This is a genomic window from Halobacterium noricense (assembly GCF_021233435.1).
GTDB classification, from domain to species: Archaea; Halobacteriota; Halobacteria; order Halobacteriales; family Halobacteriaceae; genus Halobacterium; species Halobacterium noricense.
On sequence record NZ_CP089468.1, the window covers coordinates 368620 to 382085 of the forward strand.

13 protein-coding genes are annotated in these 13466 nt (G+C 71.8%); 12 read left to right on the forward strand and 1 reads right to left on the reverse strand.

Annotation, left to right across the window (positions count from 1 at the left end; all coding sequences use genetic code 11):
- Window positions 1–36: 36 nt before the first annotated feature.
- Window positions 37–1110 carry a tubulin/FtsZ family protein gene (locus LT974_RS02120; protein WP_232589003.1) on the reverse strand — a complete coding sequence of 358 codons (1074 nt, stop codon included), beginning with the start codon at window positions 1108–1110 and terminating at the stop codon, window positions 37–39.
- 79 nt (window positions 1111–1189) lie between these two features.
- Here LT974_RS02120 and LT974_RS02125 point away from each other — a divergent pair, with 79 nt between their 5' ends.
- The 12 genes from LT974_RS02125 to LT974_RS02180 are packed head-to-tail and all read left to right on the forward strand — an operon-like array spanning window position 1190 to window position 13462.
- Window positions 1190–1642, forward strand: a complete 453-nt coding sequence (locus LT974_RS02125) for a DUF7310 family coiled-coil domain-containing protein (RefSeq protein WP_232589004.1) — start codon at window positions 1190–1192, stop codon at window positions 1640–1642.
- Window positions 1639–2127, forward strand: coding sequence for a DUF7311 family protein (locus LT974_RS02130; RefSeq protein ID WP_232589005.1), 489 nt, complete (start codon window positions 1639–1641; stop codon window positions 2125–2127). The genes LT974_RS02125 and LT974_RS02130 overlap by 4 nt, the downstream gene beginning before the upstream one ends.
- Window positions 2075–3871: a type II/IV secretion system ATPase subunit gene (locus LT974_RS02135; RefSeq protein ID WP_232589006.1), complete on the forward strand. Its 1797-nt coding sequence runs from the start codon at window positions 2075–2077 to the stop codon at window positions 3869–3871. Before LT974_RS02130 ends, LT974_RS02135 begins: the two co-directional genes overlap by 53 nt.
- Complete coding sequence (locus LT974_RS02140; RefSeq protein WP_232589007.1) at window positions 3864–5441, forward strand: type II secretion system protein; 1578 nt, start codon at window positions 3864–3866, stop codon at window positions 5439–5441. The genes LT974_RS02135 and LT974_RS02140 overlap by 8 nt, the downstream gene beginning before the upstream one ends.
- Window positions 5442–5473: 32 nt before the next feature.
- Complete coding sequence (locus LT974_RS02145) at window positions 5474–5944, forward strand: DUF7283 family protein (protein WP_232589008.1); 471 nt, start codon at window positions 5474–5476, stop codon at window positions 5942–5944.
- Window positions 5922–6314: a DUF7285 family protein gene (locus LT974_RS02150; protein ID WP_232589009.1), complete on the forward strand. Its 393-nt coding sequence runs from the start codon at window positions 5922–5924 to the stop codon at window positions 6312–6314. The genes LT974_RS02145 and LT974_RS02150 overlap by 23 nt, the downstream gene beginning before the upstream one ends.
- Entirely contained in the window at window positions 6311–6769 is a 459-nt protein-coding gene (locus LT974_RS02155; protein WP_232589010.1) for a DUF7284 family protein, read from the forward strand. The genes LT974_RS02150 and LT974_RS02155 overlap by 4 nt, the downstream gene beginning before the upstream one ends.
- Complete coding sequence (locus LT974_RS02160; RefSeq protein ID WP_232589012.1) at window positions 6766–9729, forward strand: DUF7286 family protein; 2964 nt, start codon at window positions 6766–6768, stop codon at window positions 9727–9729. The genes LT974_RS02155 and LT974_RS02160 overlap by 4 nt, the downstream gene beginning before the upstream one ends.
- 51 nt (window positions 9730–9780) lie before the next feature.
- Window positions 9781–10212 (forward strand): DUF5791 family protein, encoded by a 432-nt coding sequence (locus tag LT974_RS02165; protein WP_232589013.1) that lies wholly within the window; start codon window positions 9781–9783, stop codon window positions 10210–10212.
- The gene (locus tag LT974_RS02170; RefSeq protein WP_232589014.1) at window positions 10212–11114 is read left to right on the forward strand and encodes an SDR family oxidoreductase; all 903 of its coding nucleotides are present in this window, start codon (window positions 10212–10214) and stop codon (window positions 11112–11114) included. Before LT974_RS02165 ends, LT974_RS02170 begins: the two co-directional genes overlap by 1 nt.
- Before the next feature lie 20 nt (window positions 11115–11134).
- Window positions 11135–12223, forward strand: coding sequence for an aldo/keto reductase (locus tag LT974_RS02175; protein ID WP_232589015.1), 1089 nt, complete (start codon window positions 11135–11137; stop codon window positions 12221–12223).
- 39 nt (window positions 12224–12262) lie between these two features.
- The gene (locus LT974_RS02180; RefSeq protein ID WP_232589016.1) at window positions 12263–13462 is read left to right on the forward strand and encodes an MFS transporter; all 1200 of its coding nucleotides are present in this window, start codon (window positions 12263–12265) and stop codon (window positions 13460–13462) included.
- Window positions 13463–13466 lie beyond the last annotated feature (4 nt).

A 13466-nucleotide genomic window follows, 5' to 3' on the forward strand; every position in this document is an offset into this window, starting at 1 on the left:
GGGGACTACAGAAGACTGCGTTCGCGGGTGCCGCGTTCAGAGCAGGTCGTCCAGTTCGTCGTTCTGGAAGTCCTCGGTGACCTGTTCCTCCTCCACGGACTCGCTGGCCGCCTTCGCGCGCTCCATGAACCGCTCGATGCGCTCGGAGCGTGCGATGCCCGAGAGGAGGACGAGTACGGCGATTTTGTCGGAGTCCAGCGGGAAGTCCCCGCCCCGGACCTGCATGCTGCGGGTCTCCGCTTCGACCCACGCCCGCGCCTTCTCGACGCCCTTCCGGGAGACGCGGTCGGCTTCGCCCGCGACGACGACGAGCGCCGCGCCCGCTTCCGTCGTCTCGGGGACGCTCATCCCCGTGAGCAGCGACTTGCGCGCCATCGACGTGATGACGTTGACGTTCTCGCCGGCGTCGGGGGCGGCGTCCGCGCTCGCGAACCCGACCGCGGACATGTTCCCGGACTTGAGCGTGTTGATGACCTCGCTGGCGTCGACGACGCTCTCCCCGACGCCCTCGACGTTCTCGCCGGCGGCGAGCAGGATGCCGACGCGGCGCGCGATGCGCTCGTTGATGGCGTCGAACGCCTCCGTGACGCTCTCGCCGGTCTTCCGCCACGCGTCGTTGTCCACGAGCAGCGTGGAGTCGGCCTCCCGCACGAGCGTCTTCAGCGAGCGGCCGGCGTTGGCCTGATAGATGCCGCCTTCGTCGCGGCCCGGGAGGATGCCGAGCGCGTACACCGGAATCTCGTGGACGCGCTGGAGTTCCTTCGCGAGCACGGGCGCGCCGCCGGAGCCGGTGCCGCCGCCGAGCCCGGCGACGACGAAGATGGCCTCCGTCTGCGCGTCGACGACGCCGTCGAGTTCGCCGACGACCTCGCCGAGGTCACTCTGCATGACTTCCGCGCCGAGTTCGTTGTCCGCGCCGACGCCGTGGCCCTTCACGCGCTCCTGTCCGACGAGCACGGTGTCGATGTCGAGCGGTTCGAGGTCGGCCTTCGCGGTGTTGACTGCGAGTGCGCCACGGACGGCGTCGTAGCCGGCACGGCGGTCTTCTTCGAGGAGGGCTTCGGTGACCTTTCCGCCGGCCTGGCCGACGCCGATGAGGGCGGCTTTCATACTCCCTGCATCTCGACGGGCAGCCATCAACGTTGCGCCGCCCCGATACTTAACCCGGAGAGCGCGACCACTCCGTGGCGTGTCCGACGACGACCTCGCCGAACGGCTGCGAGCGGTAGAGCGCGTGGTGACCGACGCCGACACCGCCGTCAGCGACCTCTCCGACGCGGCGGCCGTCCACGACCGCCTCGACAGCATCGAAGCAGACCTCGCCGAACTCGCGGAGCGACTGGACGCTCTCGACGCCACCGTGCAGTCGCTGCACGGCTACGTCGGCGACCTCGAAGCCGTCAACGAGCGCGTCCAGCGGCGCGCGGACGCCGCCCGCGAAGCCGTCGAACGCCTCGAAGAGCAGCAGTCGCAACCGTCCCGAACCACCCGCGACACGGCACACGACGAGCGCGTCGCCGCCGATAAAACCGGAGACGCTGCGCGCCGCGACCGACCGAACAGCGCCAACGCTCCCACCCTCGATGCCGAACGCTCCGAGGACGCCGACTCGCTGCTCGACCGCGTTCGGGAGTCGCTGTGACCGTCCGAGTGGTGCTGGCCGTTACGTTCGCGCTCGCACTCCTCGCGGCCGCCCAGCCGGCAGTCGACCACGCGACCCGAACGCGCGACAGCGCGGCGGTCAGCGCGAGTGCCGACCGCGTCGCTGACGCCGTCGACAGTCTCCATCGCCGGAGCGACCCCGGGGAGACCGTCGAAACCGCCCCGCGACGCACGCTCCGACTCGACCTCCCCGAGGACGCGACGCTCGCCGTCCGCGACAGTCCGCCGCGACTCGTCGCGAAACTCCCGGACAGCCCCGCACACCAGCGCACACTCCCCGTACGTGTCGCGACGTGCAGCGACGACCCGACGCTCGACGGTCCGACGACGCTGGCGTACGTCGAGCGTGCTGACCGTCCCGTGGTACTCGCGCTGCGAGGGTTTATCCGGGGGAACGCGACCACCGCGCCCCATGCGTGCGCTCATCGAACGCTTCGCGGCGGACGACCCGGACTGCGGCTGTGACGCCACCCACGACGGCAGCGCGCTCCGCGTCGATGCCGGCGGCTGTCCCGGTGGTGGCGACCTCACCGCCCAGCCGGCGTGTCGCGCGGCGGTCGCGGCCGCGTGCCGGCAGGCCGACGCCGACCGCATCGTCGTGGACGCGTCGGGCTTCCGCCGTGAGTACGGCCCACGTGCCGTCGCGCTGTTCACCGCAGCCGGTCGGTTCGCCGCGCGAGTCGCGGACCGCGACCAGCGGCTCGCAGCCCGCGCCCGCACTGACCCGCTCGTGGCGGCCGCGGAAGCCAGCGGGCGCGCAGGTCCCGTCGCCGAAATCACCGCCGAAACCGGGTTCGCGGCCGCCGCAGGCGACCTCCCGGACTACGACGCGCTCCGGCCCCGAGTCGGCCCCGCGCTCGCTGACGCTCGCATCGGACCGACGCCCCCGCCGGACGGACGCCTCCGAGACACGCGAACGCTCGAAACCGAAGCCACCGTCCGCGAGTACGCGGTTCCCGACGACCTCCCGGTCTACCACGTCGTCCCGCCGGAGTACGAGTTCTCGCCCGCGGACTGCCGCGTGCTCGCCGACGCGCGCCGCCTGCTCGCGGACGGCTCGATTCCCGACGGCGAGGACGCGCCGGGTCGCGCGGTCCGCGAGGCAGCCGGCGAGCACCGCGAACCGCTGGCGGACGCGCTCCACAAGCACACCCGCGGCTTCGGCGTCCTCGAAGACCTCTTCGCAGACCCCCGAATCTCGGACGTGTACGCGAGCGCGCCGGTCGCCGAGGGGCCGCTCCGCGTGACCGTCGACGGCGACGACACTCGGACGAACGTTCGGTTCACGGACGCCGGCGCGGAACGCCTCGCGTCGCGGCTGCGCGCGGAGAGCGGCCGCCCGTTCTCCCGGGCGAACCCCACGCTCGACACCGCCATCGACGGGCTCGGCGCGACGGGGCGCGTGCGAGTCGCGGGCGTCACGGACCCGGTCAGCGACGGCACCGGGTTCGCGTTCCGCGCGCACGACGCCGACCCGTTCCGGCTCCCGGACCTCGTCGCGAACGGCGCGCTCCCGCCCCATATTGCCGGCTTCCTCGTCGAAGCGCTACGGCGCGGTGCGTCCGTGCTGTTCGCTGGCGCGCGCGGCGCTGGCAAAACCACGCTCCTGGGTGCGACGCTCTGGGGACTCGCCGCCGGCACGCGCCTCGTCACCATCGAGGACACGCCCGAACTCCCGGTACGCGCGCTCCGCAGCGACGGCCGCGACGTGCAAGCGCTGTACGCGAACGCCGACGGTGCGGGCGCGGACGTCTCGATGGCGGACGCGCTCCGCACCGCGCTCCGGCTCGGCGACGGTGCCATCGCGGTCGGTGAAGTCCGTGGCGAGGAGGCGCGCGTGCTCTACGAGGCGATGCGCGTCGGTGCCAGCGACGCCGCCGTCCTGGGCACGATACACGGCGAGGGCGCGGCCAGCGTCCGCGAGCGCGTCGTCTCCGACCTCGGCGTCTCCGCGTCGTCGTTCGCTGCCACCGACCTCGTCGTCACGCTCGCCGACACTAACGCCGGGCGGCGCGTCACGCGCGTCGAGGAAGTCACGGACGACGGTGCCGCCACGCTCTACGAGGACGACGGGAGCGGTGCAGTACCGACCGGACGCGTCGCGCGCGGGAACAGCAGCACGGTCGCCGACCTCGCGGCACCCGGCGAGACGTACGCCGACGTCCGGGCCGCGATTCGCGCCCACGCCGACCACGTTGGCGATGACTGAGCCCGCGAACTGGCGACAGGCACTCGTCGCACTCGCCCTTACAGCCGCGGCCGCGCTCGCCGCCGCCAATTGGAACCCGTACGCCGGCACTGCCGCCGCGTTCCTGGGCATAGCGACAGCCGCTACGCTCGCGTACGGCCCGCACGTCCGCTCAGTCGCCGACCGTTCGCGTGCGCTCGGTGCCGCACCCGACATCGTCTGTCTAGTCGCGCTCTCGCTCCGCCTCGATCCCGCGCTCGAACGCGCCACCGACTTCGCCGCCGAGCACGGGAACGGTCGGCTCGCGGCCAGCCTCGCCGCACACGCTCGGGAATCTCGCGGGACGCCCGGAGCGGGATTTACGGCGTTCGCGGCGACGTGGGACGACCACCTGCCGTCGCTGCGGCGCGCCGCAGCCCTCGCCGACGCCGCGGTCGACGCGCCCGCTGGCGAGCGCGGACGACTCCTCGACCGCACGCTCGCGGTGGTCGTCGAGGGCGCACAGGAGCGCGCCAGCGAGTACGCCGACGCCGTCCACGGGCCGACGATGGGCGTCTACGCGTTCGGCGTCGTGCTGCCGCTCGCGCTCGTCGGCGTCGTTCCCGCGGCGGCGAGCGCTGGCCTCCCAGTCACGCTCGGCGCGGTTGCACTCGCGTACGGCGTCGTGCTGCCGTTGGCGGTGCTCGCCGTCGTCTGCTGGATTCTCGCACGGCGTCCGGTCGCGTTCCCGCCTGCGGCCGTGCCGAGCGACCACCCGAAACTGGACGACCGTGCGCGAAACGCCGCTCTCGCGGCAGTCTGTGGCGTCGTCGCTGCGCTCGTCACCTCTCGGCTGCTGCCGTCGTGGGCGCTCCCCGTGTTGCTCGTCGGCTGGCCGGTCGGCGGCGCGCTCGCCTACTGGTTCCGGCCCGCCTGCGAAGTCCGTGAGGACGCCCGGAACGTCGAGGCCGGCCTCGCAGACGCGCTCGCTGTGCTCGGGCACCAACTCCGCCACGGCCGCGCGGTCGAGGCTGCCGTGACAGATGCCGGCGACACGCTCGACGGTCCCACGGGTGACGTCTTCGACGAGGCGGCGCGCCGGATGCGACGATTTCGCGTGGGGGTCGCGGATGCGTTCTTTGGGGAGTTCGGCCCGCTCGCGCGAACCCGGAGTCAGCGCGCCCGTGCCGCGGTCTCGTTGGTCGTCCACGCCGCCGACGCGGGGCCAGCGGGCGGCCGCGTGCTCGTGGACGTCGCGGACCTCTTCGACGACCTCACTGACCTCGACCGCGAGGTCCGCCGCGAGTTCGCCTCGACCACGCGCACGCTCCAGTACACCGCGCTCGTCTACGCGCCCCTCGTCGCCGGCGTCACGGTCTCGCTCGCCGGTAGAGTGAGCGGTCTCGACGGCGCGTCCGCCCTGCCGGCGGGCCAGCTCGCGCTCGTCATCGGTGCCTACGTGCTGTGGCTGGCGGCCGTGTTACCGGCGCTCGCGGTCGGCCTCGACCGCGGGCTGGACCGCGCGCTCGTCGGCTACCACGCCGGCCTCGCGCTCGCGGCCGCGGCCACCGTCTACCCCGTTACCGCGCTCGCCGCCGGGCGCGTCCTCTAACTTTAAACCGGAGGCCACGACCAACCCGCCCCATGTTCGACACGCTCGCCGACGTGCCGCCGCTGCTCGTCGCGCTCTCGCTGGTCAGCACGACGCTGCTCGGCGTCGCACTCGCCGCGAAACCGACCACACAGCCGCGTGCTGCCCCGCTCGCGAGCACCGTCGACACCGTCGCTAGCGCGGACCATGCGAGCTCCGAGACGCGCGCCATCGACGCGGACACGATTCGCCTCACTCGGCACGCCATCGAAGTTCGCGATGGGGGCGACACGTCCCGCGAGACGTACGCGTATGGGCCAGTTGCTCCCGTCCGACGCGACACAGTGCTCTGGCGAGTCCTCCACGGAACGCTCCCTGACGATGTTTTCGACGACGAACGCGCCTTCGAGCGCGCAGTCGCCGACGCCCGCGACCGCGACGCGGCGTGGCGCCGGGACCGCCAGCAGTTGACCGTTCGCCGCGTCACGTGGAGGGGTGTGGATGTCACGCTCGCCGGCGCGTGAGGCGCAAGTCGAGCCGCTGCCCGCACTCGTCGCCGTCGCCGTCGTGTGTCTCGCCGTCGGCGCGTTCGCGACGGTGCGCGCGGACGTGCTCCCTGTCGCCACGGGCGACGCGCCCACCGACGAAGTGCTGTCGGACGCCGTCGAGGCAGCGTCACCCGCCGATACTGTGGTCGTCGTGCCCGAGCGTCTCGATGCCTCGGTCACGCCCGAGGGCTACGAGGTCAACGTGACCGTGACTGTCGGCGACCGCGAGTGGGCCGCTGGCGAACAGCCACCGCCCGACGCGGCGACCGCGAGCCAGCGCGTACCGGTGCGCGTCGAAGAGGGCCGAACCCGGCCCGGCCGACTCACCGTCGAGGTGTGGTCGTGAGCCGTGCTATCAGCACCGTACTCGACGCGTCACTCGCCGTCCTCCTCGTCAGCGCGGCCGCCGTCGCGCTCGTCACGATACCGGGCAGCGACCAGCGCCCACCCGACCCGGACGCCGCCGCGCGCACGGTGCTCGCGAGTACGACGACCGCCGAGTACCAGACCGCGAACGGCAGCGAACGCTCGGTCTCGGGGCGGGTCGGAACGCTGCTCGCGCACGCCGCGGTCGCCGACAACCGGTCGACGAACTCCCGGTTCGCCAGCGCGGTCGAGGACGCCGTCGCGGACGTGCTCGCGGACGCAAACGGCCGCATCGCTATTGCCGCGACTGGCGGAGGCGGGACGGTTCGCGTCGGCGAGCGCCCGCCGCCGAGTGCGTCAGTCGCGGCGGTGTCGCACGAAGCCGTCGCCGAGAACGACTCCGTGACCATCACAGTCCGGACGTGGTCGGCGTGAGACTCGCCGACGACGACCGCGCCCGCGTCCCGTTCGCGCTGGTCGGCGTGGTGTTGCTCGTCGCGAGTGCGACTGCAGCAGCTACGCTCGCCGGCCAATCGCCGGTGCCGTCGGAGACGCGAACTGACCGGGCGGTCGAGCACGCAAAGACGAGCGCGGACACTGCACTCGCCAGCGCCGCTCGCACGGCCGCCGCCGAGGCCGTTCGGAATCCAGTCGTCACACCCGCGAACACCAGTTTCGGCGCGGCAATCGACCCCGCGCACGCGTTCCGCGATGCGCTGGCGCTACGGGTGTACGCTCGCACGGAGCGCGCACTCCGCGGCCACGAATCGACTGCCGGGGCGGTGTCGGCGTCCGTGTCACTCCCACGCCTCGAAACCACCGCGGACGCCGAGCGCGCCATCGAACGCATCGCGCTCGAACGCGTCGGCGGCGACCTGATTCGCGTCACCCTCTCTGGTGTCCGCGTCGACGTCGAGCGCGATGGCCAGGTTGTCTCGCAGTCGACGACCAACGTCTCCACGACCGTCCACAGTCCCGCGCTGGCGCTCCGCGACCGCGTCCAGCGCTTCGAGCGCTTGCTCGACCGCGGCGCGTTCGATGGTCCGGGCTTGGACCGGCGACTCACAGACTACCTCCACCGCGTCGTCTGGCTGCGCGGGCCGCTCCAGTACGCCGGCGTTCCGATTTCGAACGTGCTCGCGAACCGTCACGTCGAGCTGATGGCCAACCGCGCGCTGCTCGACGTCCAGCGCACCGCGTTCGGCCGCGAGGACGACGCGGGCCGGGCTGCGTACGGCCGTGCGCTCGCTCGCGTCGGCCTCGGCGACGTGCTCGCCCTCGTAGAAGGGAGTGCGAAGAAGCGCGCGGGCGCGGTCCTCGACCGGACTGGCGGGTCGGCGACGCCGACGAAGGCAGGCCTCTCGTCCGCGCTCGACGCAATCGACCAGTCCAGCCAGTCCGTTCCGGTCGGCGTCAACGCGACCGCGGACCGCGCGTTCCTCGACCTCGTGGAACGCGCGGACGAAACCTCACTCGACGGGACGCTGCGCGCCGCGTACACCTCGCTCGCCCGGCGGACAGTCGATACGGCACTCGCTGACCGGAGTCACTCGCAGTCCGGGCACGCGCCCGCGAACTGGACGCTCGTGAGTGCGACCGACGACCGCGATGTCGAGGTCGATGGTGCAGTCGAACCCTCAGACGTGCTCGCGGCCGACCAGCGAGCAGTCGAAACGTACGGTCGCCGTGTGGTCGTCACTGAGCGCGAGACGCGCCGCTACACGAACGGCAACCGGAGCCGCCGGGTAGTCGAGACGACCGAGAGCACGTACCGCGTCTCGGTCGGTGTGAGCTACGAGGTACAGCCACCCGCGCGAGAACTACCGAGCGAGCGCGCCGAGCGCGTGCTCGACGCGGACATAGTGACAGTCACGCCAGCCGTCCACGACCGCATCGCGTCTCGCGCGAAACAGTCGCTCGTCGCGGACGCTGGCGGCATCGAGGCGCTCGCTCGGCGTGCAGTTGCTGGCGATGATGCCCTGACTCGGGAAGCACTCATTCGACCGGACGTTCCACAGTCAGTTCGCAAGCGCGCGTACCGGGCGGCTGCGACGCTCCGAACGCGGAGTCGGAACGTCTCCGCCGACGTCTCCACGCGCGGACTAGCAAGTGGCCGCGTCCCAGTCGACACGCTCCGGGACCGCGTCGTGGCGCTTCACGACGCCCGTGACAGCTACGGCTCCGCGACCGACCGCGCCGTCGCCGCGGTCCGCGAGACGTACCTCGCACGGGTGGCCGGGCGGCTGGGCGAACGGCGCGCGGACGGCGCGCTCGCATCGATAGGTGAAGCGCTCGGCGACCGTGGCCTCGAAGTACCGCCGACGGACCACGGAAGCGAGCGTGAGGCTGGCCCCGTCTCGGCCGTCGAAGGAGCACCCGCGTACCTGACGCTCGCGGAAGTCTCGCCACGAACTGAATCAGAGAACGACGCGCGCTACCACCCGCTCGTGGCGCGGAATGTGAACTGGTTCACGATTCCGCACGGCGACGCGGCGTCGGCGGTCGTCGACGCGGCGATGCCCGAGCCCCCGGAGTCGGTTCGTATCGGCACCGCCGCGCAAGCGCTCTTGGCGGTGAACGGCACGCTCGCGGCCGCGCCGAACCGTACGCTCCACGACCAGCGTGCAGAGCTACGGGCGGCGGTCTCGGACAGCGTGTCGGCAGCGAGCCGGGAGTACCGCAGCGTGCTCGCGGCGTCGCCGCGCTCGTTCACGGAGCGCGAGCGCCAGGCGGCGACGCGGCGCGCGTTCGAGCGCTGGGACACCGTCCACGCGCGAGGGATGGCCGTCGGCAACGGCTCGGCGGCGGCAGCGGTCGCCGCCGAGGCGGCTCGCATCGCCGACGCCACGCCACAGCAGCGCGACCAGCTGGCGACGCGGCTCCGTGCAGCCTCGGCAGAAGTCGCGGACAGCGAGGCGGTTCGCGTGGAGAGCACCGTCGTGCGGGACACGGCGAACCTCGCCCACCGAATCGGGGGCGCAATCACGGAGAACGCGCTCTCCGAAGCCGGGTCGATAGCGGCCGAGCAAGCCGCCGAGCGGCTCGGTGCGGCGGACGTCGGCGCGGTGCCGGCAGGCTTGCCGGTAGCGCCCGTCCCGGGGTTCTGGTACGCGACGGCGAACGCGTGGTCGGTGTCCGTGCGCGGGTCGTACGCCCGGTTCACGGTTCGCGCCGACGGCGGGTCGCCAGTCGGGCCCGGGGAGGGAACGGCCTACGTCCGGGAGAACGCGAGCGTCGCGTTCGACGTGGACGGCGACGGCGACGTGGAGCGCGTCGGGCGCAACGAGCGGGTGTCGTTCGAGGTCGAGGCGACGGTCGGGGTGGTCGTGCCGGCGGGACCGCGCGGCGTCGGCGACGTGGACGGGAACGCGGACGAGCAGTCCGCGGGGTGGTGAGTCGTCGCGGCAAGCGTAGCCTCCTTGAACGCCGAGCACGTACGGGCGAGCGTGCTAGCCGACGAAATTCAGGACGCCGAGGCAGTGACCGCCGGGGACGTTCGCGCGGAGTACGAGGCGGCGCTGGCGCGCGTCGTCGAAACGGAGGGCGTCGACGCCGTCGCGGAGGCGTCGGGCGTCGACGCGGAACGACTCGCAGCGCTCGTCGACGGCGAATTCGTGGAACTCACCGTCGAGGAGACCGCGGGCGTCTTCGCCGTCAGCGACGACTGGCCGGACGCCGAAGGGCTCCTGCTGGAGGTCCGGGACAACCTGATGCTCCAGATGAGTTCCGCCGTGATGGACGTGGAGTCGCTCGCCAGCGGGCTCGACGACCAGTTCGACCCGAAGGAGATTCAACAGAAAATCGAGGGCCGCCAGCCGATGACGCTCGACGAGTACGCCCGCATCTACCGGCACATCGCCAGCGAGAACCCGTACTGATGGACGTCGCGATTCTGGGCTGCGGATACGTCGGGCTCGAACTCGGCCGCCAGCTCGCAGTCGTCGGCCACGACCCCGTGGGCGTCCGGCGCTCCGAAGAAGGGATCGCGGCGATTCGGGACGCGGGCTTCGACGCCGTGCAGGCGGACGTCACCGACGCCGAGTCGCTGTCGGCGGTACCGGACGTCGACGCCGCGGTGTTCGCGGCAAGTTCGGGCGGCCGCGACGCGAACGCCGCGCGCGAGGTGTACGTCGAGGGCTTGCGGAGGGCAATCGAGCACTTCGGCAGTCGCGAGGACTCGCCAGACCAGTTCGTCTACACGTCGAGTACGGGCGTCTACGGCGACCACGACGGCGACTGGGTGGACGAGGAGACGCCGCTTGACCCGACTACGGAGAAGACGAAGGTGCTCGTGGAAGCCGAGCGCGTCACCCGCGAGCGCGCACCAGACTTCGGGATGGACGCGACCGTCGTACGGTTCGCCGGGCTCTACGGCCCGGACCGCTACCGCTTGCTCCGATACCTCGACGGCCCCGTCACGGAGGGCTACCTGAACATGGTCCACCGCGAGGACGCCGCTGGCGTCGTGCGGTTCGCGCTCACCGACGCCGCGGCCGCCGACGCCGAGGTGCTGCTGGCGGTGGACGACGAACCGGTCTCGAAGTGGGCGTTCGCGGACTGGCTCGCCGACGAAGCCGGCGTCGACCGGCCCGACAAGCAGACTGTCGAGGAGCGGCTGGCCGCGGGCGACCTCTCCGAGCCCGCCGAGCGCCGCCTGCGCACGAGCAAGCGCTGCTCGAACGACCGCCTCCACGAGTTGGGCTACGAGTTCGCCTATCTGACGTTCCGCGAGGGGTACCGCGCGGCCGTCGACGCGTTCCGTCGCGGGGAGTACAAGTAACGCGGCGGTGAAGGGCCGGTATGGCTACTGCTGACGGGACGTTCCAGTACAAGGAGCGCTTCAGCGAGGACAAGGCGCGGACGTACTTCCGGAGCGTGCGCGACCGCGCGGTCTCCAGCGTCGGGCTCGGCACGTACCTCGGCGAGCCGACCGACGACGTCGACGACGCCTACTACGAGACGATTCGGGCGGCCGTCGAGGGCGGCTGCAACGTCGTGGACACGGCCATCAACTACCGCCACCAGCGCAGCGAGCGCGTCGTCGGCCGCGCGCTCGTGGACGCCGACGTGGACCGCGAGGAAGTGTTCCTCGCGACGAAGGGCGGGTTCGTGCCGTTCGACGAGTCCCGGCCCGACGACCCCGGGGAGTTCGTCGCCGAGGAGTACGTCGACAGCGGGATTCTAGACGCCGACGACCTCGCGCACGGCAGCCACGCCATCGCGCCCGGCTTCATCGAGGACCAGTTGGACCGTTCGCTCCGAAATCTCGGCGTGGACAAAATCGACCTCTACTACGTCCACAACCCCGAGACGCAACTTGACGCGCGGCTCTCCGGCGCGGTCTACGACCAACTGGAGGCGACGTTCGAGCGCCTGGAGGAGCGCGTGGCTGCGGGCGACATCGAGCATTACGGCGTGGCGACGTGGGAGGCGTTCCGCGTCCCACGCACCCACGACCACTTCCTCGACCTCGGCGAAATCATCTCGCGGGCGCGGTCGGCTGCGAAGGCGGTCGGGAACACGGCGACGCACCTGCGCGCGATTCAGGTGCCGTTCAACGTCTTCATGGCGGACGCGTTCACCGTCAAATCGCAGGAGGGGCCGGAGGGCGACCAGAGCGTCCTGTGGTACGCCCACGAAGCCGGATTGAACGTGTTCACGTCCGCGAGCCTCGCACAGGGCCAAGTCCTCGAGGGGCTGCCTGACGACGTCGAGGAAAAGCTCGACGGCGACACGCTCGCCCAGCAGGGCTTGAACTTCGCGCGCAGCGCGCCCGGCGTCACGTCCGCGCTCGCCGGCACGACCAGCCCCGAGCACGTCCGCGAGAACATCGCTGCGGGGACGTTCGAGCCGCTGGGCGCGGACGCCTTCGACGCGGTCTTCGAGTAGAACCACAAGAATTGACCTCGGGGGCCGTCAAGTCCGCCCGTGCCCAGTACGTCCGCCAGTGACGCGCGCCGCGTCCGGCTGTTCGGCTCGCTGTGCGCGCTCGTGTTCCTCGTGAACTTCGGGCGCGTCGTGTTCGCGCCGCTGGTCGCGCCCCTGCAGGCCGACTTCGTGACCAGCGACGCCGCGGTCGGGCTGGTGGCGACGCTGGCGTGGCTTGGGAGCGCGCTCCCGCGGTTGCCGACCGGCTGGCTGCTGACGCGCGTCGACCGCCACCACGTCGTCCTCGGCACGGGCGCGCTGCTCGCGGTGTCCTCGGCGGGGATGACGTTCGCGCCGTCCATCGAGTTCGTGATGGTCGGCGCGTTCCTCGTCGGCCTCGCGTCGGGCGCGTACTTCGTCGCCGCGAACCCGCTCATCAGCGAACTCTTCCCCGAGCGCGTCGGCCGCGTCGTCGGCGTCCACGGCACCGCCTCGCAGTTGGCGGCCGCGCTCGCGCCCGTGCTCGTCGGCCGCGTCCTTCTCGAAGCGTTCACGTGGCGCGCGCCGTTCTACCTGCTGTCCGCGGCCGCGGTCGTCGTCACGGTCGTCATCTACGTGCTCGCCGGCCGCACCGACCTCCCGGAAGCCGGCGCCGCCGACCGCGACCTCCTCGGCGCGATTCGCCGCCAGTACCGCATCGTGGTGCTCGGTGTCGTCATCGTCGGTGCCGCGGCACTCGTCTGGAACGGCTTCTTCAACTTCTACATCAAGTACCTCACCGAGACCAAGAACATCCCGAGTAGTACTGCCGAAACCCTCCTCACGGTGGTGTTCGCTGCGGGCGTGCCGGCGTTCTGGTACACCGGCCGGCTCGCCGACCGATTCCGCCACGTGCCGCTGATGCTCGCGGTGCTCGGGGGCTTCGTCGCGTCGCTGCTCGCGATGACGCTCGTCGACGGCGTGGTCGCCGTCGCGGCCGTCTCCGTGGTGCTCGGGTACGCCGTCCACAGCCTCTTCCCCGCCATCGACACGTTCCTTTTGGACAGCCTGCCGGACAGCGACCGGGCGAGCGCGTACGCCGGCTACAGTTCCGTGATGATGGTCGTGCAGGCGATGGGGAGCGTCGTCATCGGGTCGCTGGTCGGCGCCGGCTTCGCCTACGACGGCGTCTTCCAGGTCGCGGGCGTCGCGCTCGCCGCGCTCCTCGTCGTCCTGGTCGTGCTCTACCGCGGCGGCCGGCTGCCCGCTGGCGCAAGTTAGTTCC

Bases quoted from the DNA above. Each gene is read 5' to 3' on its own strand.
- LT974_RS02120 (WP_232589003.1), bottom strand. From the start codon at position 1,110: ATGAAAGCCGCCCTCATCGGCGTCGGCCAGGCCGGCGGAAAGGTCACC.
- LT974_RS02135 (WP_232589006.1), top strand. From the start codon at position 2,075: ATGCGTGCGCTCATCGAACGCTTCGCGGCGGACGACCCGGACTGCGGC.
- LT974_RS02140 (WP_232589007.1), top strand. From the start codon at position 3,864: ATGACTGAGCCCGCGAACTGGCGACAGGCACTCGTCGCACTCGCCCTT.
- LT974_RS02145 (WP_232589008.1), top strand. From the start codon at position 5,474: ATGTTCGACACGCTCGCCGACGTGCCGCCGCTGCTCGTCGCGCTCTCG.
- LT974_RS02150 (WP_232589009.1), top strand. From the start codon at position 5,922: ATGTCACGCTCGCCGGCGCGTGAGGCGCAAGTCGAGCCGCTGCCCGCA.
- LT974_RS02170 (WP_232589014.1), top strand. From the start codon at position 10,212: ATGGACGTCGCGATTCTGGGCTGCGGATACGTCGGGCTCGAACTCGGC.
- LT974_RS02175 (WP_232589015.1), top strand. From the start codon at position 11,135: ATGGCTACTGCTGACGGGACGTTCCAGTACAAGGAGCGCTTCAGCGAG.